Source organism: Pseudomonas sp. MNR3A, assembly GCF_009650575.1.
Classification (GTDB): Bacteria; Pseudomonadota; Gammaproteobacteria; order Pseudomonadales; family Pseudomonadaceae; genus Aquipseudomonas; species Aquipseudomonas machongensis.
In genome coordinates this window covers 75,209-100,895 of the sequence record NZ_VZZS01000008.1, presented here as the reverse complement: position 1 = coordinate 100,895, position 25,687 = coordinate 75,209, and the positions used below count along the sequence as shown (strand labels likewise).

Below are 25,687 nucleotides of genomic sequence, written 5' to 3'. Positions count from 1 at the left end.
GCACCCCATGACCCGCTATATCGACGTGCAAGACCTCGCCCGCCTGGTCAACCGCAAGGGCCTGCCCACCTGCCTGGCCGAGATGGCCGAATACATTCGTGACGACTACCTGCGCTGGCACGACTTCGAAAAGTGCCCGCGCCTGGCCAACCACTCGCCCGATGGCGTGATCGAACTGATGCCGGTGTCCGACGCCAACCTGTACGCCTTCAAGTACGTCAACGGCCACCCGAAGAACACCCACAACGGGCTGCTGACCGTGATGGCGTTCGGTGCGCTGGGCGATGTCGACACCGGCGCCCCGGTGCTGCTCAGCGAAATGACCCTGACCACCGCTATTCGCACCGCCGCCACCTCGGCCCTGGCCGCAGGCTACCTGGCACGCAAGGACAGCCGAAGCATGGCGCTGATCGGCAACGGTTCGCAAAGCGAGTTCCAGGCCATCGCCTTCCACACCCTGCTGGGCATCGAAGAGATCCGCCTGTTCGACATCGACCGCGCCGCCTCGCAGAAACTCGCGGCCAACCTGGCCGGCTACCCCAAGCTCAAGCTGATCATCGCAGCATCCGTGGCCGATGCGGTACGCGGTGCCGACATCGTCACCACGGTCACTGCCGACAAGGCCTATGCCACCATTCTCACCCCCGAAATGATCGAACCGGGCATGCACCTCAACGCCGTGGGCGGCGACTGCCCGGGCAAGACCGAACTGCACCGCGAGATCGTCGAGCGCGCACGGGTGATCGTCGAGTACGAACCGCAGAGCCGCATCGAGGGTGAAATCCAGCAGATGCCGGCGGACTCGCCGACCACAGAATTCTGGCAGGTGGTCGAAGGGATCGCTGCCGGTCGCGAGAACGCCGCGCAGGTGACCCTGTTCGATTCGGTGGGCTTTGCCCTGGAGGATTACTCCGCGCTGCGCTATGTGCTGGATGTGGCCAAGGCGCTGGATATCGGCCACGACATTGCCCTGGTGCCCGAGCTCGAGAACCCGAAGGACCTGTTCGCCCTGCTGCAACCACAAGCCTCGGCGCGCAAGGCCAGCGCAGCATAAAAAAGCGGGGGGCTGTAGTGCACAGCCCCGCAGGCCTGGTTCAGTCGCCGGCTACTGCAGCCTGGACGGCACGGGCGAAGCGGTCGGCCACTTCGTCGATCTGCTCGGCGCTGATGATCAGCGGCGGCAGGAAACGCACTACAGCGCCATGCCGGCCACCCAGTTCGAGAATCAGGCCGCGCTTGAGGCACTCGCGCTGAACCTTCGGTGCCAGGCTGCGTGAGGCCGCCGGGTGGCCGAGGGCATCCAGCGCACCGTCCGGATCGATCAACTCGACCCCCAGCATCAAGCCTCGGCCGCGAATATCGCCCAGGTGCGGGTAGTCACGCTGCAGGAGTTGCAGATGGCCGCGCAGGCGCTGGCCCATGGCGGCGGCGTGTTCGTCCAGGCGATGCTCCACCAGGTAATTGATCACCGCCGACCCTGCGGCCATGGCCATCTGGTTGCCACGGAAGGTCCCGGCGTGAGCCCCAGGCGCCCAGGTGTCGAGCCAGTCACGGTAGACCACTACTGCCAGCGGCAGGCTGCCGCCAATGGCTTTGGACAGGGTCACCACGTCCGGCACGATGCCCGCGTGCTCGAAGGCGAACATACGCCCGGTGCGGGCGAAGCCGCTCTGGATCTCGTCGACGATCAGCGCCACCCCAGCCTGCTCGGTGATACGGCGCACACCGCGCAGCCACTCGATATCGGCCGGAATCACACCGCCCTCGCCCTGCACCACCTCAAGAATCACCGCCGCCGGCAGCTGTACCCCGGCCTCCGGGTCGAGCAGCAGGTTTTCCAGGTAATGCAGGTTGGCACGCACCCCCGCCTCGCCGCCCAAACCGAACGGGCAGCGGTAGTCATAGGGATAGGGCATGAACTGCACGCCGCTGTTGAGCAGTGCACCCAGGGGCTTTTTCGGCCCCAGGCTGCCCATCAGGCTCAGGGCGCCCTGGGTCATCCCGTGGTACGCCCCCTGGAAAGCCAGCACCGTGCTGCGCCCGGTGGCGGTACGCACCAGCTTCAACGCAGCTTCCACCGCATCGGTGCCAGTCGGCCCGCAGAACTGGATCTTCGCCTCGCGACGCAATGCCTCGGGCAGTACCGCAAACAGGTCCTGAACGAATCGATCCTTGACCGGCGTGGTCAGGTCGAGGGTGTGCAGCGGCAGCTCATCGGCCAGCACGCGCTGGATCGCTTCGACCACAACCGGGTGATTGTGCCCCAGCGCCAGGGTACCGGCACCGGCCAGGCAGTCGATGAACTGACGGCCTTCGACGTCCTCGACATGGATGCCCCGGGCGCGCTTGAGCGCCAGCGGAATGCGACGTGGGTAGCTGCGGGCATTGGACTCCTGTTGCTGCTGGCGCAGCAGCAAGGCTGAATCCTCGAACTGGTACAGAGATTCCGGCGCAACAGCCGGCAGTGCCTGGGCAAGGCTGGAAGCGGTAGACATCGGCGAACCCTCGCAAGCAAGTAGGAATGCCCGCCACGTCCCTGTAACCGGATGTGTGTCGGGAAGTCATCGCTTGGGAGACGCTTGAGTAGGGTGTGGATTTAGCACATTTTGGGGCCAAGGTGGCTTTTCACAGACGCACCCGCGAAAAGCCACATGCACCGATGATCAGGCCCGAGCCTCCCGCGCAGGCACCTGCAGCCAGACCCGCAGCCCGTCACTGCGACTGTCGAAACGCAAGCTGCCCGCGCAGCGCTGGACGATCGCCTGGACAATCGCCAATCCCAGCCCACTGCCGACACTCTTGCTGTTGCGCCAGAAACGCTCGGTCAGGTGCTTGAGATCCTCGTCGGCAATGCCCGGGCCATGATCGCGAACCAGGAAGCCCACCTGCCCATCGGCCATCTGCACCTCCAGCTCCACCGCCTCATTGCCACCATGGCGCAGGGCGTTGTCCAGCAGGTTGCGCAGCGCCGCCACCGCCAGGGGCGCGGGCATGCCCAGGTAGATGCGGGTGGCCTCTTCGGGCAGGCGCAGGACGATCCGCCGGTTGTCGCCGCCACCAGCGTCCTGCACCGCCTGGCGCGCGACTTGCTCGGCACTGCACAGCACGCCATCTTCGAACGACAGGCTACCCTCGACCCGGGCCAGCATCAGCAGTTGCTCCAAGGTCCGGTGCATGCGGTCGGCGCCCTGCTCGGCGTGCTCCAGGGCCTGCTCGCGCACGCTTCCATCGGTCATGCGCGCCACTTGCAGGTGGGTCTTGATGGCGGTCAGAGGACTGCGCAGTTCGTGCGCGGCATCATCGGTCAGGCGTCGCTCGCGCTCGATGGTCTGGGCGATCCGCAGGAACAGCTGGTTCTGGGTTTCCAGCAATGGCTGCAGCTCGCTGGGCATGCCCGCCACCTGCAAGGGTTCGACGCTGTCTGCGCGGCGCTTGCGCAGGGCATCGCGCATGCGGTTGAGCGGCTCCAGCCCCTTGCCCAGACCAATCCACAGCAGCCCCAGGCTGCCGAGCAAGGCCATCAGCACCGGTGCCGAAGCGGCCAGCAGGATCGACTGGTTGAGCGCCTCGCGTTCCTGATGGCGATCGGCCGTGGTGATCCGCACATCGCCGTGGTTGTAGGTGAAGGTGCGCCATGAACTGCCATCGATCGTCTGGTCACGGAAGCCGCTGCGCTGATCGTCCATGCTGCCATCGTGTTTGTGGTTGCTGGCCAGGATCTCGCCGCGCAGGGAACTGACTTGGCAGGCCATGCCGTCCGGCACGCTGAACTGGTCGGCCGCAAAGTGCGCGTCCCGGCCCTTGGCCCCCAACGGCTGCGGCAACTGGTCGACCAGGCCCGCCACCATCCGTGCCGAAGCCACCAGGCGCTGGTCGAGGGAGAACATCATCTGCTGGCGCAGGTCGCGCAACATCCAGGCCGCGGCCAGGATCCAGATCAGGATGAAGGCACTGCCCAGGATCAGCGACAGACGAACCCGCAGGCTCATGGCGCGGTCTCCTGCGGGGCCTGCGCTGCACCCAGGCGATAGCCCAGCCCGCGTACGGTCTCGACGATACTGTTACCAAGCTTGCGCCGCAGGTGGTGGATGTGAACGTTCAGGGCATTGCTCTCGACTTCATCGCTGAAGCCATAGACGCAATCCTTGAGCTGTTCGCTGGACAGCACGCGCCCGGGATTCTGCAGCAAGGCCTGAAGCAAGGCCTGCTCGCGTCGGGACAGATCGACCGCACGACCGGCCAGGGTCGCCTCGCAACTGCTGGGGTTATAGACCAAGGGGCCGTGCTCGATGACATTCACGGCGCGCCCGGCCACGCGGCGCAGGAGCGTGTGCAGGCGCGCCGCCAGCTCGCGCAGGTCGAAAGGTTTGAGCAGGTAGTCGTCGGCGCCGGCCTGCAGACCATCGACCCGGTCGGTGACCGCATCACGGGCCGTGAGCACCAGCACTGGCAGCACCTCGCCCTGCTGGCGCAGGCGGCGCAACAGCTTGAGGCCGTCTTCGTCGGGCAACCCCAGGTCGAGGATCATCACGTCGAACTGGGCCGCCTGGAGCAGTGCACGTGCCGCCGAGGCGCTGGCGACCCGATCGACGGTCAGGCCCTGGGCCGTGAGGCCGGCGCAGATGCCGCTGGCGATCAGGTCGTCGTCCTCGCAGAGCAGTACGTGCATGGGAAATCTCCGGGTAGGTGGATGCGCAGTGCAACAAAACGGGATTAAGCGCCGATTATGAACCTCACCCCGCGTTTCGTCGCCTGCGCCAGCCGTCGATTACTCGAGTACCTCGACCGGCATGCCGACTTCAAGTCGCCCGCTGCCATCGACCGCCAGGTTCTGCCCGAACAGTACGTCCCCTTCCCGCTCACGAAAGGTCTTGAGGGTGGTCAACGGCTCCCGGTCGCTACTGCGCTCACCCGTCTGTGGGTCGAGGGTCGTAAGGATGCAGCGCACACTGGGCTTGAGCACCCGCAGGGTCAGGTCGCCGATACGGATACGCTTCCAGCCGTCTTCGGCAAACGCCTCGGCGCCCTCGACCACCAGGTTGGGACGAAAACGCAGCATCTGCATCGGCCGGCCGATGCGCCGGTTGAGCTCATCGAGCGAGCCCTGGCCGATCAGTAATAAAGGAAAGCCGTCGGGGAAGGCCGCACGGTCACTGTTGAGCCCATAGCCGCTGGGCAGGTAGCGTGCTCGCTGCTGCGGACAGTGCACCAGGCGTACCGCCTTGCCGAGCATCTGACTGAGCCACGCAGCGGCCTCGTCGCCGGCATCGGGCACGCGCAAGGTGTCGCGCCAGATGGTCACCCCGCGCAGGTCGTCGTCGGCACCCGGCACCTTGACCGTCAGCGGCGCCTGCCCAGGGGTTTGCAGCAGCAGGCTTTCTTCATCGCCAGCGGTGGCCGTGAGCCGTCCCAATTGCGGCCAGGCGCGCTGGGTAAGGAAGCGCCCGGTGTCCTGCTCGACCACCATCCAGCGCCGGTCGCCCGACAGCCCCATGGCATCCACCGTCGACTCGCCCAGGCTCTGCGCCTGGCAAGACTTCACCGGATACCGATACAACGCACTCAGAAACATCCCCGCCCGCCTTGTGCCAGTCAAAAAGCCAAGCTTATACCCACCACGGGGCGTGTGCAGGTATCAGGCTGGCGCATGATCGAGCGACAGACGCTCGCGCACCACATCTACCAGGCGGTCCGGCTGGAACTTGGAGAGGAAGTTGTCGCAGCCGACCTTCTTCACCATCGACTCGTTGAAGCTGCCCGACAGCGACGTGTGCAGCACCACGTAGAGCCCGCGCAGACGCGGGTCATTGCGGATCTCGGTGGTCAGGCGGTAACCGTCCATCTCCGGCATTTCGGCATCGGTGAAGATCATCAGCAGTTTTTCGCAGACGTCCTCTCCGGCATCGGCCCAGCCCTTGAGCATACGCAGCGCCTTCAGGCCATCACTGGCGATGTGCAGCTTCACACCCAGTTGCGACAAGGTGTCACGCAGTTGGGCCAGGGCCACGCTGGAGTCATCCACCAGCAGCACTTCACGACCGCGGGCACGGGCGAGCACCGGGTCTTCGAGCTTGTCGCGCGACACCTTGGCGCTGTAGGGCACGATCTCGGCCAGCACTTTCTCCACGTCGATGATCTCCACCAGTTTCTCGTCGACCTTGGTGATCGCGGTCAGGTAATGCTGGCGGCCGGCGCTGGTAGGCGGTGGCATGATGGCTTCCCAGTTCATGTTGACGATGCGGTCGACGCCGCCCACCAGGAAGGCCTGTACCGAGCGATTATACTCGGTGACGATGATGGTGCTGTCCGGCCCTGGCTGCAGCGGGCGCATGCCGATCGCCTGGGACAGGTCGATCACCGGCAGCGTCTGGCCGCGCAGGTTGACCACGCCACAGACGAAGGTGTGGCGCTGCGGCATCAGGGTCAGCTTGGGCAGTTGCAGCACCTCCTGCACCTTGAACACGTTGATCGCGAACAGCTGTCGCCCCGCCAGGCGGAACATGAGGATTTCCAGGCGGTTCTCGCCTACCAATTGCGTGCGTTGATCTACCGTGTCGAGAATGCCAGCCATTGCGCAACCCCCTGGCTCTGAGCCGGAAAAAGTGGATACATCCGCCCTGTATCGGCACAATCCGCCAGAGCTTGACCCCTGCAGAAAAATGCCTGAACGGCGATTGATATCACTTTACCATCATGCTTTACTGCTGCCACATCCCTCCTCATCCGCCGCGCTGCGGACGTACCACTGCCTCTGAGACCTCATCAGGGAAACCCCTAGGAGCAATCGGGAGCAACCTGATATTCGCAATATCCATTAGCCATTAATGTGACGCCATTCTCACTGCATGAACGGAGTCAGGCTCTTGTCAGCGAACATCTCGGTGTGGCCAACCCCTGCTCCAACCCCGCACGTTGGAGTTTCATGATGGAGCGGGTGCTCTCGAACACAGCGGTCCTGCAGGACTTCCTGCTGGATGCGCAGGTCCTGCTGAACGAGTCCCAGGAATGCCTGCAACACCTGGAGCTGATCAGCAATGACGCTGACGCCTGCCATTGCCTGAGCAAAGCCCTCGAGACACTCGCCCGTCGAGCAGACGCCTCGGGCGTACTCGAGATCGCCCACTACGCCTCGGCCCTGCACCGCCTGCTGGCGCCTGGCTGCACCAGCCGCAACCTGCCGCAGGGCGCGCTGCCGGCACTGGCCGACTGCCTGACACTGCTGGCCTGGCAACTGGAACTGGTCGATGAACGCACCGGACACCTGAACCTGGACAGCAGCGAGCAACACCTGCTGCTGGTCACCCTGGCGGGTGTGCTGGATCAGCCACTCCCGCAGGCCTGTGCCCTGTGCGACGAAAACGAGCGCCACTGCGTGCACCCCCAGCTGCTTAATATGCCCATTGAGCCCAAGCACGCCTACGGCACATCAACTCGCAAAGACTAGGGGTCTGTCTGAAATGTGCAGACACATTTCAGACAGACCCCTAGTGATGTGGCCCCGCGTAACTCGTGTGACTGGGCGGCCCCAAACACATGGCAACTTGGCAAGTTTGTACAAGTTCTGTCTAGTTCCGCAGACTCGCCGCGTTAGTTGAGTTTGGAAGTTACTGCCTTCTCAAACGATAATGGCTTATTGCCACTTCTACAGGCATTGCACCCCACTGCCATGCCTCGGAAACACCTTGGTTTCAGGCAACTAACCAGCCGGGACCAAACCAACTCGAAGTGATACCATGCGCGCAAATGAACGAACGCCCAACGGATCTTCAGCGATTACAACAGGGCTCGTACCTGGTTGAAAGGCAGGACATTCACGATTCTTCAGAAAGATTGGCGACCTGCGCCAGCAATAATTCAGTGGCTTTCCTATCTATGCTTCCACGCTTGAAGATTTCCCTGCGTTGTCGCTCTCGCACCGCCTTGCTGCGTGCGGCAACCGCCGTGCTGTGCGTGGCATCGCTGGTCACCAACCTGGTGCTCTACAGCAGCGGGCAACCTGTATCGGCCGGTGCCCTGGCGCTGCAGTTGGCCGCCCTGCTCGGGGCCGGCTGGCACCTGCGCCGTGGCGCCCGATCGATCAACCTGCTGCCGGCGGAGCTGGCCGACCGCATGCTCAAAGTCCAGGAAAGCGAACGCCAGCACCTGAGCCGCGAGTTGCATGATGACATCGGCCAGTTGCTCACCGCCGCCAAGCTTCAGCTCGACTGGTTGCAACGTCGCGTGCCTGCACCGCTGCAGGCGCAGTGCGACACGCTGCGCAAGACCCTCGACGACACCCTGGGCAACGTGCGTGACGTCTCGGCGTTGCTCAACCCACGGCAACTGGCCAGCCTGGGCCTGGAGGCCAGCCTGCGCGCGCACCTGCTGCGTGCCCTCGAGAACAGCGAGGTGCACTGGAGCCTGGAATGCAAACAGCGCTTGGGCGGCATCTCCGAGGAAGTGACCATGGCCGCCTTTCGCATCACCCAGGAAGCGGTCACCAACGTGCTGCGCCATGCCCAGGCCCGCAACTTGCTGATCAGCCTGCAACGCACCCCCGCCGGGTTGCTGCTGACGATCCTCGATGACGGTGTGGGCTTCGTCCCGGCCAGCAAACCGGGCGAAGTCGGGCAACGTGGCATGGCCGGCATGCAGGAGCGGGCCACCGCCCTGCAGGGCAGTCTGAGCGTGACCAGCCAGCCTGGAGCGGGCACCCGAATCGAAGCGCTGTTCCCCTGGCCTGCACGCAGCCAGGAACGTGCCAGGACACCCGCCACCGATGATTAGACTGCTGTTGATCGACGACCATTCGCTGATTCGCGCGGGCGTGCGCGCACTGGTGTCCGATATTCCCGACTACACCGTGGTCGGTGAAGCCGACGACGGCCAGCACCTGCTGGAGATGGTCCAGCGCCTGAGCCCCGACATCGTCCTGCTGGACATCTCGATGCGCTCGACCAACGGCCTCGACGCTCTGACGCAATTGCGCGCAAACGGTTGCACCTGCAAGGTGCTGATCCTGTCGATGCACACCGACCCCGACCTGATCATGCGCGCCCTCGAAAGCGGCGCCCACGGCTACCTGCTCAAGGACACCACCGCCAACGAGCTGGAGCACGCCCTGGCCGCGTTGCGCAACGGCGAGCGCTACCTCAGCCCGGCCATCGCCCACACGGTAATCAACCAGGCCCTGCTGCGCGCGCAGGCCAGCAAGCAGCCGAGCAGCGATCGCCACAACCTCACCGCCCGACAACTGGAAATCCTGCGCCTGATCGTGCGTGGCAAGTCCACGCGCGAGATCGCCGCAGGCTTGGGGCTGTCGATCAAGACCGTTGAAACTCACCGCTCGCAAATCATGAAGCGTCTGCAGATCTACGATGTCGCGGGCCTGGTGCTGTTCGCGGTGCGCGAGAAAATCATCAGCCTGGACGACTGAACAGCGGCGAATCGGCGGGCAGGTGCACGCGCAGGGCGCCCGGCGCCGCCTCGAAACGCAGGCTGCCGGCCTGCAACGGCTCACCGTCCAGGTTGATGTCCAGCCCCTCGGCCTGGCCGATCTCGACCCAGGGCAGGCGCGCACGCACGAACAGCTCCTCGCCCGTCAGCAAGTCACGCAGTGCGCCCACCATCGCCTCGGGTGCAGGCAGAATCGCGACCTCCAGCAAGCCATCATCGACCAGCGCCTCGGGGCACAGCACATGGCCGCCGCCGGCCTGGCGACCGTTGCCGATGGCCAAGGCCAGCAACTGCCCCTGCCAGTGGAAATCAGGCCCGTGCAGGGTCGCCGAAGCAGCCTGCAACTCACTGAAGCGCGACAGCCCGGTGAACAGGTACGCCGCCCCACCCAGTACCTTCTTCAAGTCTTCGGACGTATTGGCTGTCACCTGGCTGCCAAAGCCGCCGGTGGCCATGTTGAGGAACATCTGCTCACCCACCCGCCCCAGGTCGATGGGACGGGCCGGTACATCCAGCAAGGCCAGGGCGGCCGCCGGCTCCAACGGCACACCGGCGGCGCGGGCAAAGTCGTTGGCAGTGCCCAGCGGCAGCAAGGCCAGGCTGGCGTCGGCCTGCATTTGGGCCATGGCCTCGGCGATATCGCGAAGGGTACCGTCGCCACCGCCGGCTACCACGTGCGTGTAACCGCCCGCCAGGGCTTCTTCGACCAAGCGCCGGGCATCGCCCGCCTCCCATGTCAGACGCACATCCAGTACCTGCCCGCGCTCGCGTCGCACGCCCACGGCGCTGCGCACCTCTTCGTTCATGGCCTGCTTGCCATGCAGGATCAACATCGCCTTGTGCCCGTGCATACGAGATTCTCCTTAGAACACGCCAACCTCAATCTCGACCACAGGCAACCGGCAATTGCTGCACGGCAACGCAAAATTCAACCCAGGCCATCACTCGACAAATAATTGGCTACGCTTAAGAGAGCCCCGCCACACAGTCATATTATTGACCCTTGTGCAGCCTCACCTGACAGGAGCGGTCATGCGTATTCTCTGGACATTGCCCTACCTGCCCTGGCCCACCACCAGCGGCAGCAAGACCCGCCAGTACCACTTGCTGCGCGAACTGGCACATCACGGCCACCGCATCACGTTGCTGGTGCAATCGAAGGTGCCTCTGTCCGATCCCGCGCGCCAAGCCCTCGAACCGCTGCTCGAACGCCTGATCGTGTTGCCACGGCGCCCCGTGCAGAGCCCGCTTAACCTGCTCGCCTCGCCCATCATCGACTACCCCATGCGCGCCATCATCAATGGCTTGGCGCCCTGCCTTCGGCACCGCTTCGAGCAGTTGCTCGACGAGCCCTGGGATGTCATCCAGATCGAACACAGCTACGCCTTCCAGCCCTTCGAGAAGGCCCTGCAACGGCGCGGCCTGCCCTACCTGCTCAGCGAACACACCCTCGAGTCGGTGATGGGCGCAGCCTGCCATGATCGCCTGCCCTTGTGGTTGCGTCCGCTCAACGCCTTCGATCGCTGGCGCTACCGGCGCTGGGAGCAGCGCGTGCTGCGCCAGCCCAACGAAGTCGTGGCGGTCAGCCCGCACGACGCCGAGCTGATCGGGCAGATCAGCGGGCGGACGGTGAACGTGGTGGTCAATGGCGTTGACTGCGATCACTACCAGCACGTGCAACCGGCCCTGCACAGTCAGCGTCTGCTGTTCGTGGGCAACTTCGAATACGGCGCGAACCTGGAGGCCATCGAGTGGGCACTGGAAGACATCCTGCCCCAGGTCTGGCAGAGCAATCCGGCAGTGCGCCTGGCCATCGCCGGGCACGCCCTGCCCGCGCACTGGAAGCTGCACTGGAACGACCCGCGCATCGAATGGCTTGGCTACCGCCCCGACCTTCGCGAAGTGCAACGGCGCTCGGCGCTGTTCTTCGCGCCGCTGCGCTATGCCGGCGGGTCGAAGGTGAAAATTCTCGAGGCGATGGCCGCCGGGATGCCGGTGATCACCACCGGCAAGGGCGCTTCGGGCCTGGCAGTGAACAATGGCGAACACTACCTGGGCAGTGACGACAGCAGCCAACTGGCGCTGCTGCTGACCCAGTTGCTCAACCAGCCCTGGCGCATGACCCAACTGGGGGAAGCCGGGCGACAGTTCGCCCGGCAGCGCCATGACTGGAGCGTTGCCGCCCAGCAACTGGAGAACGTGCACATGCGCCTGACCCAACTGGCACCGGCGCAGGCCGCGCCGCTCGGCGGGATGCTAGCCAAGTAGCTCGCTGAAGGGGATGAACGTCACGCTGTCGCCTGGGCTCACCGTCGTGCCCTCACGCACCTCGACCAGCCCCTCGGCCCAGGCTGCGCTGCGCAGTACACCCGAGCTCTGGTTCGAGTAGATGCGTACCTGCCCACCCTCGATCCGCGCACGCAGGTATTCGCGACGATTGCCCGGCTTGGGCCAGTCGAAACCTGCCGGCACGTCGAAACGCAGCGGCGTGACCTGCTCGACGCCCAGGCGACGCAGCAAGTAGGGACGTGTCAGCAAGGCGAAGGTAACCAAGGTGGACGCCGGATTCCCCGGCAGGCCGATCACCGGCACGCCACGGAAATGCCCGAAGGTCAGTGGCTTGCCCGGCTTGATCGCCAGCTTCCACAGCGCCAGCTCGCCAGCCTCGCGCAGGGCCATGCCCAGGTAGTCGGCCTCCCCTACCGACACACCGCCGGTAGAAAGAATCAGGTCGACGTCGCCCAGACTGGCCAGGCATTGGCGGGTCAGCGCCAGGTCATCGGCGAGGATGCCGGCATCGATGACCTCGCAGCCCATGCGCTGCAACCAGCTGACCAGCAGTCGGCGGTTGCTGTTGTAGATCTGCCCCGGGCCCAGCGGCAGCCCCGGCTCGACCAGCTCGTCTCCGGTCGACAACACCGCGACCCGCACCCGGCGCCGCACACGCAGGTAGCCGTGGCCCAGGGTGGCGGCAAGACCCAGTTCGATCGGGCCCAACAGCGTGCCGGCGTTCATCACCTGCTCGCCAGCGCGGGTTTCCTGGCCCTGGGGGCGCACATTCTGGTGCGGCGCCAAAGCTTCGACAAAGCGCACGCGGCCATCGTCGAGCACCTCGGCGTTTTCCTGCATTTCGACGCAGTCGGCACCTTCAGGCAGCGGCGCACCGGTGAAGATCCGCGCGCAGGTGCCAGGTTGCAGCGGTGCCGGAGCGTGACCGGCAAAGATGCGCTGGCTCACCGGCAGCGGTTCGCCCTGCCAGTCGGCAAGACGCAAGGCGTAGCCGTCCATGGCGCTGTTCGGCCAGGGCGGCAGGTCGACGCTGGCGAACAGGTCGTGCGCCAGTACACGGCCTTCGGCATCGGCCAGCTCGACCTCTTCGGTTTCACTGATCGGCGCCGCCTCGGCCAGCGCCAGCAGGCGCTCCAGCGCTTCTTCCACCGGCATCAACGGCCGGCTCGGCGCAGCCTCAGCCACGGCTGTCACAGGCCTGCGCCTGCTTCAGGTGCGCGACGAAATTGCAGGGACGATGGCGGGCGTCGAGCTGCTCGGCGAGGATGCCGTCCCAGCCCGTGCGCACCGCGTTGGTCGAGCCGGGCAGGCAGCACACCAGGGTGCCGTTGGCCAGGCCCGCAAGGGCGCGGGACTGTACGGTGGACGTGCCGATGTCCGGCACCGAGATCTGCCGGAACAGCTCGCCGAAGCCATCGACCTGCTTGTCCAGCAGGCAGGCGACGGCTTCGGGGGTGCTGTCGCGGCCAGTGAAGCCGGTGCCGCCGGTGATCAGCACCACCTGTACCTGGTCGTCGGCGATCCAGGTGGCGACCTGGGCGCGGATCTTGTAAAGGTCATCCTTGAGCAGCACCCGTTCTGCAAGGCGGTGGCCTGCGGCGCTGAGGCGATCGACGAACATCTGCCCGGAGGTGTCGTTGTCGAAGGTACGGGTGTCGCTGACCGTCAGCACGGCAATGTTCAATGGCACGAAGGGGGTATCTGCCTTGGCTTTCATGAGGGTCCGTCGCAGGGGGAAAGAATGCGCCAGTTATATCACAGCGCAGCCTTGTTCTTGGTCAATGCCCGCTGATTGCCGCTATGCTCGACTATGCGAGGAACTTTGCAAGGACGCCTCGCGTCATAACGTCATCAAGCACCATCGCACTGGAGAAACACGATGATTCAACGGACAATTCCCGCCTTCATGCTCGCCCTGGGCCTGGCCACCCTCGCCGGTTGCGCTTCGCCAACCGTCATCACGTTGAACGACGGCCGCGAGATTCAGGCCGTGGACAAACCTTCCTATGACGAAGACTCCGGCTTCTACGAATTCGAACAACTCGATGGCAAGCGTACACGCATCAACAAGGATCAGATTCGCACCGTGAAAGAGCTCTGATCTGCACCTCGTTTTGAGCAAACGGCCTTTTAACAACAAGGGCTTGCGTTCAAAAATACGATGCAGTAGGATTTTCGAAATCGGAGTGTAGCGCAGCCAGGTAGCGCGTCTCGTTCGGGACGAGAAGGCCGCAGGTTCGAATCCTGTCTCTCCGACCAGATCCTTCGAAAAAGCCCGCCTAGTGCGGGCTTTTTCGTGCCTGGGTGATCGCCATTCAGGCGCTGCCTGCAGCGAATTGCAGCGCCGCCAACCTGGCATAGAGTGGGTTTTCCTCGACCAGTTGGCGATGACTGCCGACAGCAACCACCCTACCCTGGTCGATCACCGCAATGCGATCGGCATGCTGCACGGTCGCCAGCCTGTGGGCGATCACCAAGGTGGTACGCCCGGCCATCAACTGCGGCAAGGCCTGCTGGATCAGGTGCTCGCTCTGCGCGTCGAGCGCGCTGGTGGCCTCATCGAGCAACAGCACCGGCGCATCCACCAGCAGCGCCCGGGCAATCGCCAGGCGCTGGCGCTGACCACCCGATAGGCCGACGCCACCCTCGCCCAGCGGCGTCTGGTAGCCCTGGGGCAATTGCTGGATGAATTCGTGAGCATGGGCACTGCGCGCCGCCGCCTCGACCTGGGCGGCACTCGCCTGCGGCCTTCCGTAGCGGATATTGGCCTCGACCGTGCCACGAAACAGCGCAGGGTTCTGCGCCACCAGGGCGAACTGGCGACGCAGGTCGTCGGGGTCGAGCGCTGCAATCGGCTGTCCATCGAGCAGAATGCTACCGGACTGTGGATCGTGAAAACGCAGCAGCAGGTCGAACAGCGTCGACTTGCCCGCCCCCGATGGCCCCACCAACGCCACGGTCTGCCCAGGTGCTATGACCAGGCTCAGGCCATCGATGGCAGCCACCGACGGGCGTGACGGATAGGCGAAGTGCACATCGCGCAACTCGATCTGCCCGCTGGCCCGTGCGCCGGGCAGTGTCGAGGGCTGCGACGGCGGTACGATCGCGCTGCTTGCCGCGAGCAACTCGGCAATACGCTCGGCGGCCCCGGCAGCCCGCTGTAACTCACCGATCACTTCGCTCAAGGTGCCCACGGCGCTGCCCACGATCAGGCTGTAGAACACGAACGCGGCCAGCTCGCCCCCGGAGATGCGCCCGGCGATCACATCCATGCCGCCCACCCAGAGCATCACGGCCACGGCGCCCAGGACCAGAACGATCACCACGGTGATCAACCAGGCCCGCTGGGCAATGCGCCGGCGCGCCACATCGAAAGCCGCCTCGACGGTATCGGTGAACAACTGGCGATCATGGGCCTGGTGGTTGTAGGCCTGCACGGTCTTGATCTGCCCGAGCGTCTCGGCGACGTAGCTGCCGACGTCAGCGACCCTGTCCTGGCTCTGGCGTGACAGGCTGCGCACCCGGCGGCCGAACAGCAGGATCGGCGACAGCACCAGCGGCAGCGCCAGCACCACGATACTGGTCAACTTGGGATTGGTGACGAACAGCAACACCACCCCGCCCAGCACCATCAGCGCATTACGCAGGAACATCGACAGCGACGAGCCGATCACCGATTGCAGCAGCGTGGTATCAGCAGTCAGCCGCGACTGGATCTCCGAGCTGCGGTTATCCTCGAAGAACCCCGGATGCAGGCTGATCAAGTGATCGAACACCGCACGGCGGATATCGGCGACGCAACGCTCGCCAATCCACGACACCAGGTAGAAGCGGCTGAAGGTTCCAACCGCCAAGGCCAGCACCAGCACCATGAACAGCGCAATCGTCTGGTTGAGCTGGTGCGCTGAACCGGTCATGAAACCCTGATCCACCAGCAGGCGAATACCCTGGCCCATGGACAGGGTGATGGCTGCCGTGACGATCAGCGCCAGCAAGGCCAGCATGGCCTGTCGGCGATAGGGACGCACGAATTGCCAGGCCAGCCCCAAGGCGCGGCGCTGGCGGGAGGAAAGCGGATCGGACATGGTGCGGACCGGTGAGCGGGAAACCTGCAGACTACCATTCATCTGCCCGAGTGGAACGCCTGCAGCCGCCGCGGGGTCGCAGTTCGGTAGGGCCAGTGGCTATAGCTTATCGATCTAACCCGTCACTGGAGCTTTACTGCACTTTCTGTTGCACTGTGCCTGTCGTGATACCGAAGGAGCTGTCACAGGTCAGTCACGGCGAGTGGTTACCCTGAGCTTGCAACCTGATGAGGAGACAGGAAATGAGCTTGCAACATAGCAGCGACACCGTGAAAAACGCCCAGCCCCCGAAGCCGCAGGTGTGTGGCTCGATCATCGATGCCCAGGGCCGTGAGGTTCCGATCACCGAGCAGATGATCCAGAAGGCCTGCAAGGAACTCGAGGAGAGCCGGGTGGAGAAAGTCCGCAAGGCTTGAAAAGCCAATGAATCCCTTACAACCCGGCGCTCGCGCCGGGTTTTTCGTTTCTGCGCCCCGGGCAGGCCCGACAACCCGGAACAATCATTTATTTTTTTGTATACGAAATATGCGTTAAAGATTTCCCAGAGACGCGCCGAAACAGGATAAATAGCAGATAGCCATCACGCATGCGAAATGGCTCCCTGCTTTTCACTCCCACGAATGGTTCGTCCCGATGAAGATAAAAAATAAGCTGGTGCTTGCGTTCGTATTGGTGGCTTTCATCCCGGTGGCCCTGGTCGGTGTGATTTCCGTAGTGAACATCCGCGCTGAGGCGGTGGATCAGTTCCTAGACGGCAGCACCCGCGAAATTCGCCAGATCGACGGCAACATGCGGCAGTTCTTCGACGGCACGCTGCAGAACGTAGAACAAATGGCGACGGATCCTGTATACACATCAGTGGGTACACTCAAGGATTACACCTCTGCCGACGCTGCCAGCCACCCCCTGCCTGCAGCCACCCAACAGGTCATCGACGCCTTTGCCCGCTACGGCGCCACTCATCCTGCGGCCGCCATCATCTCCATCGGCCTCGAAGATGGCACCTACGCCAAATGGCCGGATGACCCGAAACTGGCCAGCTACGATCCACGCGCACGCCCCTGGTACAAGGCCGCCATGGCGACCCCAGGCAAGACCGTGCGCACCGCCGCCTACTACTACGACAAGGACGACGTCGCCCTGGTCGGCACCGCGCGTACGCTCAACGATGCCGGCGGCAAGCCCAAGGGGGTGTTCGTGGTCAGCGTGTCGCTGAAGAACCTCACCGAGCTGGTCAAGAGCATCAAGCTGGGCAAGAGCGGCTACGTGATGCTGATCGAGAACGGCACCGTACTGGTTGATCCACGTGATGCCAGCCATGGCTTCAAGCAACTGAAGGACCTGGGCGAGCCCTACGCACAACTGGCAGCCACCGAGCAAGGATCCACCGAGGTGGTGATCGATGGTGTGCGCTACATGGCCAATGTCTGGACCTCGCCTGACCTGGGCTGGCGCTTCGTCGGCCTGATCGAGTACAGCGAAGTGATGGGCGCCGCCACCCACATGACCTACCTCACCGCCGTCATCGTGCTGGTGCTGGCACTGGTCTTCGCCCTGGTTGCAGCCGCGTTCTCGCGGGTCATCGTCAAGCCTATCGGCCAGGTCAGCACGGGCTTGCAGCAGATCGCCCAGGGCGAAGGCGACCTGCGCCAGGACCTGGTGATCCAGGGCAAGGACGAAACCGCCGAGCTGGCCGGCTGGTTCAACAAGTTCCTCGCGGCGATCCGCCAACTCATCCAGCACATCGGCGCCGCCTCGGGCAACCTGCACGAGGCATCGCGGGCCAACAGCGAACTGGCCGGCAACATGAACGAAGCCGCAGGGCGCCAGCGTGAAGCCGTGGAACTGGTGTCCACCGCCTTCAACGAGATGGTCGCCACCGCCAACGAGGTCGCGCGGTCCTGCAGCAGCGCAGCCGACGCCGCAGAGAACGGCCATCACCGCGTCGCCGAGGGCAAGCAGCAGATCGAATTGACCACCGACAACGTCAATCGCCTGGGTAGCCGTCTGAGCGAGTCGTCGCAGGCGATGGTCGAGCTCGAGGAAGGCAGCCGCAACATCAACCAGATCCTCGGCACCATCCGCGCCATCGCCGAACAAACCAACCTGCTGGCACTGAACGCAGCGATCGAGGCTGCCCGTGCCGGTGACCAGGGCCGCGGTTTCGCCGTGGTCGCCGATGAAGTGCGGGCGCTGGCCAAGCGTACCGCCGACTCCACCGGCGAGATCGACCAATTGCTCAACACCCTGGGCAACAAGACCCAGGAGGTGTCGCAGAAGATGGAAAGCTGCCTGGACCTGTCGCGGGCCAGCGTGTCGTCGATCGCACGTGCGCGGGACAGCTTCGAGGGTATCCAACTGTCGGTGAACGAGATCCGCGATCAGAACCTGCAGATCTCGGCGGCTGCCGAAGAGCAGCACAGCGTGGCCGAAGAGATCAACCGGCACATCCAGCAGATCTACGACGAGGCAAGGCTGGTGGAAGGCCTGGCCAGCTCGGCGCAATCGGACTCGGGCAGGCTGTCGCAGCTATCGGAAGAGTTGAACGGCCTGGTCGGGCACTTCAAGTCCTGACCCTCCTTGTGGGGCGCCGGTTCGGCGCCCCGACGTGCCGCGCGCCTGCACACTCAACAACCGACCGCACGCTCCTCGGCACACAGGGGCGTGGCCTGGGCGTAGAAGACACTGGTCAAGGCCCCGACCACGCCCATGATCAGGCAGAACCCGACGCACACCCAGGGGCTCCACGGCATCAGCGCAATCAGCGCCAAGGGCGTGGTGCTCGCCCAAAGGGCATAGGCCAGGTTGTAGGTGAAGGAAATCCCCGACACCCGGATCTGCGCCGGGAACAGCCCGACCATCACCGATGGCACCACCCCCACCACGCCACACGACAACCCGGCTAACGCATAAGCCGCCCAGGTCCAGCCCCACTGCCCTACCAGGCTGGCATACAGCACGCCGATCCCCAGCGGCAGCAACAGGCTGTAGATCGTCACCGCGCGCCAGGCGCCGATGCGGTCGACCAGCAGCCCCGCCAGTACGCAACCGATATTGAGAAAGACGATACCCACACTGCTGAGCGCGAAGGTATGCCCGGCGTCGATCCCGAAGCGCTGCTGCATGACCGTCGGGGTGATCACCACCAGCACCACCACCGCAGAGGTCAACACGCACGTCAGCAGCGCGGCCGGGATCAGCGAAGCGCGGTGGCCGGTGAGCACCGTGCGCAGCGGAAAAGCCACGGGCGGCGCCTGCCGCTCACGCAGGGCAAGAAACACTGGCGTCTCGCTCAGCCAACGGCGCAGCCAGACACCGAACACGCCGAACACCCCACCGAGCAGGAAGGGATAACGCCAGGCGAAGTCGAGGATTTCCTGTGGGGTGTAGAGCCGCGCCAGCAAGGTGGCGACCAGCGCGCCAAGCAGGTAACCGAAGGTCAGCCCCGCCTGCAGGAAGCCCAGGGCGTAGCCGCGACGCCCAGGCGGTGCGTGCTCGGCCACGAAGGTCCAGGCGCTGGGCACCTCGCCGCCGACCGCAGCGCCCTGCAGGATGCGCAGGGCCAGCAGCAGCAGAGGAGCGGCGTAGCCGATGTCGGCGTAGGTCGGCATGACTCCGATCAGCAGGCATGGCAGGGCCATCATCAGGATGCTCAGGCTGAACACGCGCTTGCGCCCAAGGTGGTCGGCGAAGTGCGCCATGAGAATGCCGCCCAGAGGGCGTGCCAGGTAGCCGGTGACGAAGATCCCGAAGCTCTGCAGCAGGCGCAGCCACTCCGGCATCTGTGGCGGGAAGAACAGCTGGCTCAGGGTCAGGGCGAAGAACACGAAGATGATGAAATCGTAGATCTCCAGCGCGCCGCCAAGGGCCGCAAGGCCCAGGGTACGGTGATCGCCGCGGCTGAAACGAGGCGCGCGGGCGGTATCGATGGCAGTCATTTCTGGGTTCCGCAGATCGGCAAAGGGCAAGAGGATAGCAAAAGCCGATGCGTCTCAGCTGGAACGGCTGAAGGCGGTGTGCGAGAAGTTCATCCGCCGCCAGGAGCAGCCTGCGCCGCCAGCCAGCGCCGACGGCAGCGCAACCTGCCCCAGCAACTGCGGGGTGTCGATGATCGCCATGAACGATTCCAGTGCCTCGCTATCGGGCACCTTGGGCAGGCTGACACTGACCGCCTGGCGTTCGCTCTGCGCGACGCTCGGCACTTTCAGATGCTGGGAGTGGTACAGCAGCACATGCTGGATCTGCGGGCTGACGCGGCAGAAGCGGGCCAGATCGACGCCGGCATGGCTGCCCAGTTCGATATTGCCCACCAACAGCTGGAACGGGTGCAACGCGCTCTGCACCAGGCGCTGCAGGTCTTCGAAGTTTTCAACCGGGGCGATCCGGTAATAGCCCAGGCCATTGAGCATGCGTTCCAGCTGCAGGCGCTGAGCGGGATGCTCGTCGGCGATGAGGATACGCATGGACTTGTTCGGCATGGTCCGGACCCTGGCGGCAAGGTGGTCAGAGACACTGCCTGGCCTTGCTGCGCCTGTGCGGGCAATGACGGGTCTCTGTCTTGATAGTTGTCGGGAACCGACGATAAATCAAGGCGCTGCACAGGGATTTTTCACCCCTGTTTCACGCGCTTTTCACTGCTCCCACTGACGCATGCGCAGGCGACAGTGCTTCATGGCATTGACAATGTGCTTTTCCACCACGCTCTGCGAAACCCCGAGGCGCTCGGCGATCTGCGGATGCGACAGACCCTCGAGCTTGCGCAGCAGGAAACTCTCGCGGCACGGCGCACTCAACTCGTCCAGTGCGCGCCGAACCATCTCCAGGCGCTCATCGAGGTGCAGCAGCTGGGACGGTGCCGGACTGTGCCAGCGCTCGTCGCTGTCCAGCACTTCAAGCGGCTCGGACTGGCGCACCGACTGACGCCGGTGCCGGTCGATCACCAGGTTCAGCGCCGTGCGATAGAGGAAGGAACGGGGTCGCTCGATCGGCGGGTGACCGCCGCGCTCGAGCAGGCGCAGGCAGGCGTCATGGGCAACATCTTCTGCCGCGTGCCGGCTGCCCAGACGCGAGGAGAGGAAACTCACCAGTTCGCGATAGTAATGTTCCACCACGGCCCTTGCCTCTCCCGTTGGGCAACGTCAATGCGATTGAAAATACACATCAGTGATATCAGCGTGTCATCTTACAAATTACAACCATTCTCAGCAACACACCCTCTCACCTGCGGCTAAATCCGTTTCCCCAGCGTTCGTCTAACTGTGACCTCCGTGCGTGCCCTGTAAGGCGCGACACGCCCTTCATCCCTGGCTGGAAGTCTGCATGAGACGTACATCCACACTCCGTCGCCGCCTCGTTCTCGGCGGCCTGGGCCTGATCGCGCTGGGCAGCCTGCTGGCCTGGAAAGCCTTGCCGTTCGGCACTCTGCCGGTCAGCACCGTGCAGGTCACCCGCGGCGACATCGAAAGCAGCGTCACCGCCCTTGGCACCCTGCAGCCCCGTCGCTACGTGGATGTCGGCGCCCAGGCCTCCGGGCAGATCCGCAAACTGCACGTGGAAGCCGGCGATGAAGTGCGCAAGGGCCAACTGCTGGTGGAGATCGACCCCTCCACTCAACAGGCGCGCCTGGACGCCGGCCGCTACTCGATCGAGAACCTCAAGGCCCAGCTTGCCGAACAGCGTGCCCAGTACCTGCTGGCCCAACAGCAGTTTCAGCGCCAGCACGAACTGGCCAGGGCCGGCGCGACCCGCCAGGAGGATGTCCAGCAGGCCCAGGCACAGCTCAAGGTGACCCAGGCACGCATCGACATGTACCAGGCGCAGATCCGCCAGGCCCAGGCCAGCCTGCGCAGCGACGAGGCAGAACTCGGCTATACGCGGATCTACGCACCGATGGACGGCACCGTGGTGGCGGTGGACGCGCGCGAGGGCCAGACCCTCAACGCCCAGCAGCAGACCCCGCTGATCCTGCGCATTGCCCGCCTGTCGCCGATGACCGTCTGGGCCCAGGTTTCGGAGGCCGACATTGGCCAGGTCAAGCCTGGCATGACCGCCTACTTCACGACACTGGCCGGTGGCAAACGCCGCTGGACCAGCACCGTGCGCCAGATCCTGCCGATCCCACCCAAGCCGCTCGACCAGACCAGCCAGGGCGGCGGCAGCCCGGCCAGCGCCAGCAGCGGCACCACCGGCAGCAAGGTGGTGCAGTACACGGTACTGCTCGACGTGGAAAACCCTGACGGCGCACTGATGGCCGAGATGACCACCCAGGTGTTCTTCGTCGCAGGCCAGGCCAGCCAGGTGCTCACCGCGCCGCTGGCGGCGCTGGACGACGCGCCCACCGAAGGCATGCGCCTGGCGCAGGTCCTGAACCGTAACGGCAAGGTCGAACAGCGCCAGGTACGCACCGGCTTGAGCGATCGCCTGCGGGTACAGATCCTCGACGGCCTGAGCGAAGGCGAACAGCTGGTCATCGGCGCACCACGCGCCAGCGGAGGCTGAATGAACGCACCGCTGATCGAGCTCGATGACATCCACAAGGTCTACGGCGGCATCGACTCGCCCGAGGTCCAGGTGCTGCGTGGTATCAGCCTGAGCATCCAGCCTGGCGAGTTCGTCGCCATCGTCGGCGCCTCCGGGTCCGGCAAATCCACCCTGATGAACATCCTGGGCTGCCTCGACCGCCCCTCCCGAGGCAGCTATCGCTTCGCTGGCCGTGACGTCGCCGAACTCGACAGCGACGAACTGGCCTGGCTGCGCCGCGAGGCCTTCGGTTTCGTGTTCCAGGGCTATCACCTGATTCCCTCAGGCTCGGCCCAGGAGAACGTCGAGATGCCGGCGATCTACGCCGGTACCCCTGCAGCCGAACGCCATGCTCGCGCCGCCGCGCTGCTCGAACGCCTTGGCCTGGCCAGCCGCACCGGCAACCGCCCGCACCAGTTGTCCGGGGGCCAGCAGCAACGGGTATCGATCGCCCGGGCACTGATGAATGGCGGCCACATCATTCTCGCCGACGAACCCACCGGCGCCCTCGACAGCCACAGCGGCGCCGAGGTCATGACACTGCTGGACGAACTGGCCAGCCAAGGTCACGTGATCATCCTCATCACCCACGACCGTGAGGTGGCGGCGCGGGCGCGGCGGATCATCGAGATCCGCGACGGCGCGATCATCAGCGACTCGGCCGCCGATCGCTCCCCCGCTGCGCCCACACCTGGCTTGCAGGCCGATGATCTGCGCCGGCGTCTGGACCGCGGCGCCAGCCTGCGCGGCGCCTGGAAAGGCGAGCTGGTCGAATCGCTGCAGGCCGCCTGGCGGGTCATGTGGATCAACCGCTTCCGCACCGCCCTGACCCTGCTCGGCATCGTCATCGGCGTGGCCTCGGTGGTGGTGATGCTCGCCGTCGGCGAAGGCAGCAAGCGCCAGGTGATGGCGCAGATGGCCGCCTTCGGCTCCAACATCCTCTATCTGAGCGGCAAGCACGCCACCGCCCGCGAAGCGGCGGGCCTGGTCTCCCTCGACGACGTTGCCGCCATCGCCGGCCTGCCCCAGGTGCAGCGCATCATGCCGGTGATCGGTGGCGAGCTGATGGTTCGCCACGGCAACAACAACCAGTCGTTCTACGTGGGGGGCAACAACACCGAGTTCCCGCACATTCTCAACTGGCCGGTGGTCGAAGGCAGCCTGTTCAGCGACGCCGACGAGCGCAGCGGCGCCGCCGTGGCGGTGATCGGCCAGAAGGTCAAGGAAAAGCTCCTGCCCCCCGGCAGCAATCCGCTGGGCCAGTACCTGCTGATCGAGAACGTGCCCTTCCAGATCGTCGGCGTGCTCGCGGCCAAAGGCGCAAGCTCTGGCAACCAGGACAGCGACGAGCGCATCGTGGTGCCCTACTCGGCCGCCTCCATGCGCCTGTTCGGCAAGCACGATCCCGAATACGTGATCATCACCGCTGCCGACTCCAGCCGGATCTCGGAGACCGAAGCGGCCATCGCCCACCTGATGCGCAAGCGTCACCAGGGCAAGCAGGATTTCGACCTGACCAACGACGCGGCGCTGATCCAGGCCGAGGCGCGCACCCAGAACAGCCTGTCGCTGATGCTCGGCGCGATTGCCGCCATCTCGCTGTTGGTCGGCGGCATCGGGGTGATGAACATCATGCTCATGACCGTGCGTGAACGTACCCGCGAGATCGGTATCCGCATGGCCACCGGCGCTCGCCAGCGCGACATCCTGCGCCAGTTCCTCACCGAGGCGGTGATGCTGTCGATGGTCGGCGGCGTGACCGGCATCGCCCTGGCCCTGACCATCGGCGGTGCGCTGCTGCTGGCCGATATCGCCGTGGCCTTCGCCCTGCCCGCCATCCTCGGCGCCTTTGCCTGCGCCGTGATCACCGGTGTCGTGTTCGGCTTCATGCCGGCGCGCAAAGCCGCCCGACTCGACCCGGTCAAAGCCCTTACCAGCGTGTAGCCCATGACATTGCCAAGCCGCATCAGCCTGTTGACCCTGAGCCTCTGCCTCGCCGCCTGCAACAGCACACCGCCGCCGCAGGCCGACATCACACCACCGCCCACCTGGCAAGGCGCCACCGACACCCACCAGGCGCTGCCGGACAGCGCCTGGTGGCAGGCGTTCGCCAGCCGCGAACTGGATCGCCTGATCGAGCGCGCCCGCAGCAACAGCCACGACCTGGCGGCCGCTGCCGCACGGGTGCGCCAGGCCCAGGCCCGCGCCGTGATCGCCGGAGCGCCGTTGTTGCCCGAACTGCAATTGGGGGTGGACGGCAGCCGCCAACGCCTGCTGCGCGGCGACGGTAACGACCAACTCGACGCCACCAGCAGCGAACGCACCAGTACCGCCTTCGCCACGCGCCTGAGCGCCAGCTACGAAATCGATTTCTGGGGCGGCCTGCGCGCCGCCCGCGACAGTGCATTGCGCAACCTCGACGCCAGCCGATTCGATCGCCAGACGGTCGAGCTCACCTTGTTCAGCGCTGTCGCCGACAGCTACCTGCAAGGGCTGGCATTGCAAGAGCAGCGGCGTATCGCCCGGCTCAACCTGGACAACGCGCGCGATGTCCTGCGCCTGGTCGAAGCCCGTGAACGCTCCGGTTCGGCGACCCGGTTGGAACTGGCCCAGCAACGCGGCCTGGTCGCCGCCCAGGAGCGCCAGGTGCCGTTGCTGGAGCAACAGTGGCAGGACAACCGCGTCACACTCGCCACCCTGCTCGGTGACCCGGTGCAGAGCCTGGCCACCAGCCAGGAGTCGATCAGTGCTCTGAACTGGCCAGACATCGGCAGCGGCGTACCCAGCGCACTGCTCAGTCGCCGCCCGGACATCGCCGCCGCCGAGGCACGCCTGGCGGCGGCCAGCGCCGACGTGCAGGTCGCCAGGGCCGCCATGCTGCCGCGCGTGGTACTGGGCGCCGACCTGGGCAGTGGCGCCCGGACCTTCGCCAACGTGCTCGACAGCCCCTTCTATACCCTCACCACCGCCCTCACCGCGCCCATCTTCGACCGAGGCCGACGCGGCGCCGAACGTGACCAGGCCAAGGCGCGCCAGGAAGAATTGCTGGAAAATTATCGCGCTCAGATCGTGGCGGGATTTGCCGACGTGGAAAAGGCGCTCAATGCGATCGACGGCGTCGACCGGCAACGCCAGTGGCAGGATCAGGAAGTGGAACAGGCGCGCATCGCCTTCAGCCTCGCCGAACAGCGCTATGCCTCGGGGGCCGAGACATTGCTGACGGTACTGGAAACCCAGCGCACCCTGTACCTGGCTGAAGACCAGCAGGCGCAACTGCGCCTGGCCAGGTTGCAGGGGAGCGTGGCGCTGTACAAGGCGTTGGGCGGAGGGTGGAGGCTTTGAGAAGGCGCGGGTTGTCT

The 25,687-nt window shown here is 65.0% G+C and carries 23 protein-coding genes and 1 tRNA gene; 12 read left to right on the top strand and 12 right to left on the bottom strand.

What is annotated here, in order from left to right; translation table 11 throughout:
- Positions 1-7: 7 nt before the first annotated feature.
- Positions 8-1,054 (top strand): ornithine cyclodeaminase, encoded by a 1,047-nt coding sequence (locus F6X62_RS05850; protein WP_153772942.1) that lies wholly within the window; start codon positions 8-10, stop codon positions 1,052-1,054.
- Positions 1,055-1,094: 40 nt separating this feature from the next.
- Here F6X62_RS05850 and F6X62_RS05845 read toward each other — a convergent pair whose 3' ends face one another.
- The 5 genes from F6X62_RS05845 to F6X62_RS05825 all read right to left on the bottom strand — a co-directional run bounded on the left by F6X62_RS05845 (position 1,095) and on the right by F6X62_RS05825 (position 6,571).
- Entirely contained in the window at positions 1,095-2,495 is a 1,401-nt protein-coding gene (locus tag F6X62_RS05845; protein WP_153772941.1) for an aspartate aminotransferase family protein, read from the bottom strand.
- Between the two features lie 168 nt (positions 2,496-2,663).
- Complete coding sequence (locus tag F6X62_RS05840) at positions 2,664-3,989, bottom strand: ATP-binding protein (RefSeq protein WP_054892405.1); 1,326 nt, start codon at positions 3,987-3,989, stop codon at positions 2,664-2,666.
- On the bottom strand, positions 3,986-4,669 hold the full coding sequence (locus tag F6X62_RS05835) for a response regulator transcription factor (protein WP_054892406.1): 684 nt from the start codon (positions 4,667-4,669) through the stop codon (positions 3,986-3,988). The genes F6X62_RS05840 and F6X62_RS05835 overlap by 4 nt, the downstream gene beginning before the upstream one ends.
- Positions 4,670-4,768: 99 nt before the next feature.
- Positions 4,769-5,572, bottom strand: a complete 804-nt coding sequence (locus F6X62_RS05830; protein WP_153772940.1) for an MOSC domain-containing protein — start codon at positions 5,570-5,572, stop codon at positions 4,769-4,771.
- Between the two features lie 63 nt (positions 5,573-5,635).
- A complete protein-coding gene (locus tag F6X62_RS05825; protein WP_054892408.1) occupies positions 5,636-6,571 on the bottom strand; it encodes a chemotaxis protein CheV in 936 nt (311 codons plus the stop codon).
- A gap of 354 nt (positions 6,572-6,925) precedes the next feature.
- Here F6X62_RS05825 and F6X62_RS05820 point away from each other — a divergent pair, with 354 nt between their 5' ends.
- The 3 genes from F6X62_RS05820 to F6X62_RS05810 all read left to right on the top strand — a co-directional run bounded on the left by F6X62_RS05820 (position 6,926) and on the right by F6X62_RS05810 (position 9,415).
- Complete coding sequence (locus tag F6X62_RS05820) at positions 6,926-7,444, top strand: histidine kinase (RefSeq protein ID WP_371926247.1); 519 nt, start codon at positions 6,926-6,928, stop codon at positions 7,442-7,444.
- A gap of 428 nt (positions 7,445-7,872) precedes the next feature.
- Complete coding sequence (locus F6X62_RS05815) at positions 7,873-8,766, top strand: sensor histidine kinase (RefSeq protein ID WP_153772939.1); 894 nt, start codon at positions 7,873-7,875, stop codon at positions 8,764-8,766.
- Positions 8,759-9,415: a response regulator transcription factor gene (locus tag F6X62_RS05810; protein ID WP_054892411.1), complete on the top strand. Its 657-nt coding sequence runs from the start codon at positions 8,759-8,761 to the stop codon at positions 9,413-9,415. Before F6X62_RS05815 ends, F6X62_RS05810 begins: the two co-directional genes overlap by 8 nt.
- Here the strand turns inward: F6X62_RS05810 and yegS are convergent.
- Positions 9,399-10,286 (bottom strand): lipid kinase YegS, encoded by an 888-nt coding sequence (gene yegS / locus F6X62_RS05805; RefSeq protein ID WP_153772938.1) that lies wholly within the window; start codon positions 10,284-10,286, stop codon positions 9,399-9,401. The two genes, F6X62_RS05810 and yegS, sit on opposite strands and share 17 nt — an antisense overlap.
- 181 nt (positions 10,287-10,467) lie before the next feature.
- On the opposite strand from yegS, the gene F6X62_RS05800 reads away from it, so the two are divergent.
- The gene (locus F6X62_RS05800; RefSeq protein WP_153772937.1) at positions 10,468-11,703 is read left to right on the top strand and encodes a glycosyltransferase family 4 protein; all 1,236 of its coding nucleotides are present in this window, start codon (positions 10,468-10,470) and stop codon (positions 11,701-11,703) included.
- On the opposite strand, the gene glp is transcribed toward F6X62_RS05800, so the two are convergent.
- On the bottom strand, positions 11,692-12,879 hold the full coding sequence (gene glp / locus F6X62_RS05795; RefSeq protein WP_153773088.1) for a gephyrin-like molybdotransferase Glp: 1,188 nt from the start codon (positions 12,877-12,879) through the stop codon (positions 11,692-11,694). The genes F6X62_RS05800 and glp overlap by 12 nt on opposite strands.
- Before the next feature lie 22 nt (positions 12,880-12,901).
- Positions 12,902-13,441: a molybdenum cofactor biosynthesis protein B gene (moaB, locus tag F6X62_RS05790; RefSeq protein WP_054892415.1), complete on the bottom strand. Its 540-nt coding sequence runs from the start codon at positions 13,439-13,441 to the stop codon at positions 12,902-12,904.
- Between the two features lie 162 nt (positions 13,442-13,603).
- Here moaB and F6X62_RS05785 point away from each other — a divergent pair, with 162 nt between their 5' ends.
- The gene (locus F6X62_RS05785; protein ID WP_054892416.1) at positions 13,604-13,825 is read left to right on the top strand and encodes a YgdI/YgdR family lipoprotein; all 222 of its coding nucleotides are present in this window, start codon (positions 13,604-13,606) and stop codon (positions 13,823-13,825) included.
- 81 nt (positions 13,826-13,906) lie between these two features.
- Positions 13,907-13,983 (top strand) — tRNA-Pro (locus tag F6X62_RS05780).
- A gap of 56 nt (positions 13,984-14,039) precedes the next feature.
- Here F6X62_RS05780 and F6X62_RS05775 read toward each other — a convergent pair.
- On the bottom strand, positions 14,040-15,809 hold the full coding sequence (locus F6X62_RS05775; RefSeq protein ID WP_063544068.1) for an ABC transporter transmembrane domain-containing protein: 1,770 nt from the start codon (positions 15,807-15,809) through the stop codon (positions 14,040-14,042).
- A gap of 242 nt (positions 15,810-16,051) precedes the next feature.
- Between F6X62_RS05775 and F6X62_RS25170 the strand changes: the two genes are divergently transcribed.
- Both F6X62_RS25170 and F6X62_RS05770 read left to right on the top strand, forming a co-directional pair.
- Positions 16,052-16,225 carry a PA1571 family protein gene (locus F6X62_RS25170; protein ID WP_176717846.1) on the top strand — a complete coding sequence of 58 codons (174 nt, stop codon included), beginning with the start codon at positions 16,052-16,054 and terminating at the stop codon, positions 16,223-16,225.
- A 217-nt stretch (positions 16,226-16,442) separates the two neighbouring features.
- Positions 16,443-18,383, top strand: coding sequence for a methyl-accepting chemotaxis protein (locus F6X62_RS05770; protein ID WP_153772936.1), 1,941 nt, complete (start codon positions 16,443-16,445; stop codon positions 18,381-18,383).
- Between the two features lie 53 nt (positions 18,384-18,436).
- Here F6X62_RS05770 and F6X62_RS05765 read toward each other — a convergent pair whose 3' ends face one another.
- The 3 genes from F6X62_RS05765 to F6X62_RS05755 form a co-directional block, all read right to left on the bottom strand.
- A complete protein-coding gene (locus tag F6X62_RS05765; RefSeq protein WP_151924087.1) occupies positions 18,437-19,747 on the bottom strand; it encodes an MFS transporter in 1,311 nt (436 codons plus the stop codon).
- 54 nt (positions 19,748-19,801) lie between these two features.
- Entirely contained in the window at positions 19,802-20,287 is a 486-nt protein-coding gene (locus tag F6X62_RS05760; protein WP_153772935.1) for a response regulator, read from the bottom strand.
- A gap of 153 nt (positions 20,288-20,440) precedes the next feature.
- Entirely contained in the window at positions 20,441-20,917 is a 477-nt protein-coding gene (locus F6X62_RS05755) for a sigma-70 family RNA polymerase sigma factor (RefSeq protein ID WP_054892480.1), read from the bottom strand.
- A gap of 211 nt (positions 20,918-21,128) precedes the next feature.
- Here F6X62_RS05755 and F6X62_RS05750 point away from each other — a divergent pair, with 211 nt between their 5' ends.
- Genes F6X62_RS05750 through F6X62_RS05740 form a run of 3 tightly spaced genes read left to right on the top strand, consistent with a single transcriptional unit; the run spans position 21,129 to position 25,670 of the window.
- Positions 21,129-22,307, top strand: coding sequence for an efflux RND transporter periplasmic adaptor subunit (locus F6X62_RS05750; protein WP_125930358.1), 1,179 nt, complete (start codon positions 21,129-21,131; stop codon positions 22,305-22,307).
- Positions 22,308-24,272, top strand: coding sequence for a MacB family efflux pump subunit (locus F6X62_RS05745; protein ID WP_153772934.1), 1,965 nt, complete (start codon positions 22,308-22,310; stop codon positions 24,270-24,272).
- A gap of 3 nt (positions 24,273-24,275) precedes the next feature.
- Positions 24,276-25,670: an efflux transporter outer membrane subunit gene (locus tag F6X62_RS05740; RefSeq protein WP_153772933.1), complete on the top strand. Its 1,395-nt coding sequence runs from the start codon at positions 24,276-24,278 to the stop codon at positions 25,668-25,670.
- Positions 25,671-25,687 lie beyond the last annotated feature (17 nt).

Excerpts from the sequence above, each read along its gene's own strand:
- F6X62_RS05850 (WP_153772942.1), top strand. The coding sequence starts at position 8 with ATGACCCGCTATATCGACGTGCAAGACCTCGCCCGCCTGGTCAACCGC.
- F6X62_RS05845 (WP_153772941.1), bottom strand. The coding sequence starts at position 2,495 with ATGTCTACCGCTTCCAGCCTTGCCCAGGCACTGCCGGCTGTTGCGCCG.
- F6X62_RS05840 (WP_054892405.1), bottom strand. The coding sequence starts at position 3,989 with ATGAGCCTGCGGGTTCGTCTGTCGCTGATCCTGGGCAGTGCCTTCATC.
- F6X62_RS05835 (WP_054892406.1), bottom strand. The coding sequence starts at position 4,669 with ATGCACGTACTGCTCTGCGAGGACGACGACCTGATCGCCAGCGGCATC.
- F6X62_RS05830 (WP_153772940.1), bottom strand. The coding sequence starts at position 5,572 with ATGTTTCTGAGTGCGTTGTATCGGTATCCGGTGAAGTCTTGCCAGGCG.
- F6X62_RS05825 (WP_054892408.1), bottom strand. The coding sequence starts at position 6,571 with ATGGCTGGCATTCTCGACACGGTAGATCAACGCACGCAATTGGTAGGC.
- F6X62_RS05820 (WP_371926247.1), top strand. The coding sequence starts at position 6,926 with ATGGAGCGGGTGCTCTCGAACACAGCGGTCCTGCAGGACTTCCTGCTG.
- F6X62_RS05815 (WP_153772939.1), top strand. The coding sequence starts at position 7,873 with ATGCTTCCACGCTTGAAGATTTCCCTGCGTTGTCGCTCTCGCACCGCC.
- F6X62_RS05810 (WP_054892411.1), top strand. The coding sequence starts at position 8,759 with ATGATTAGACTGCTGTTGATCGACGACCATTCGCTGATTCGCGCGGGC.
- yegS (WP_153772938.1), bottom strand. The coding sequence starts at position 10,286 with ATGCACGGGCACAAGGCGATGTTGATCCTGCATGGCAAGCAGGCCATG.
- F6X62_RS05800 (WP_153772937.1), top strand. The coding sequence starts at position 10,468 with ATGCGTATTCTCTGGACATTGCCCTACCTGCCCTGGCCCACCACCAGC.
- glp (WP_153773088.1), bottom strand. The coding sequence starts at position 12,879 with ATGCCGGTGGAAGAAGCGCTGGAGCGCCTGCTGGCGCTGGCCGAGGCG.
- moaB (WP_054892415.1), bottom strand. The coding sequence starts at position 13,441 with ATGAAAGCCAAGGCAGATACCCCCTTCGTGCCATTGAACATTGCCGTG.
- F6X62_RS05785 (WP_054892416.1), top strand. The coding sequence starts at position 13,604 with ATGATTCAACGGACAATTCCCGCCTTCATGCTCGCCCTGGGCCTGGCC.
- F6X62_RS05775 (WP_063544068.1), bottom strand. The coding sequence starts at position 15,809 with ATGTCCGATCCGCTTTCCTCCCGCCAGCGCCGCGCCTTGGGGCTGGCC.
- F6X62_RS25170 (WP_176717846.1), top strand. The coding sequence starts at position 16,052 with ATGAGCTTGCAACATAGCAGCGACACCGTGAAAAACGCCCAGCCCCCG.
- F6X62_RS05770 (WP_153772936.1), top strand. The coding sequence starts at position 16,443 with ATGAAGATAAAAAATAAGCTGGTGCTTGCGTTCGTATTGGTGGCTTTC.
- F6X62_RS05765 (WP_151924087.1), bottom strand. The coding sequence starts at position 19,747 with ATGACTGCCATCGATACCGCCCGCGCGCCTCGTTTCAGCCGCGGCGAT.
- F6X62_RS05760 (WP_153772935.1), bottom strand. The coding sequence starts at position 20,287 with ATGCCGAACAAGTCCATGCGTATCCTCATCGCCGACGAGCATCCCGCT.
- F6X62_RS05750 (WP_125930358.1), top strand. The coding sequence starts at position 21,129 with ATGAGACGTACATCCACACTCCGTCGCCGCCTCGTTCTCGGCGGCCTG.
- F6X62_RS05745 (WP_153772934.1), top strand. The coding sequence starts at position 22,308 with ATGAACGCACCGCTGATCGAGCTCGATGACATCCACAAGGTCTACGGC.
- F6X62_RS05740 (WP_153772933.1), top strand. The coding sequence starts at position 24,276 with ATGACATTGCCAAGCCGCATCAGCCTGTTGACCCTGAGCCTCTGCCTC.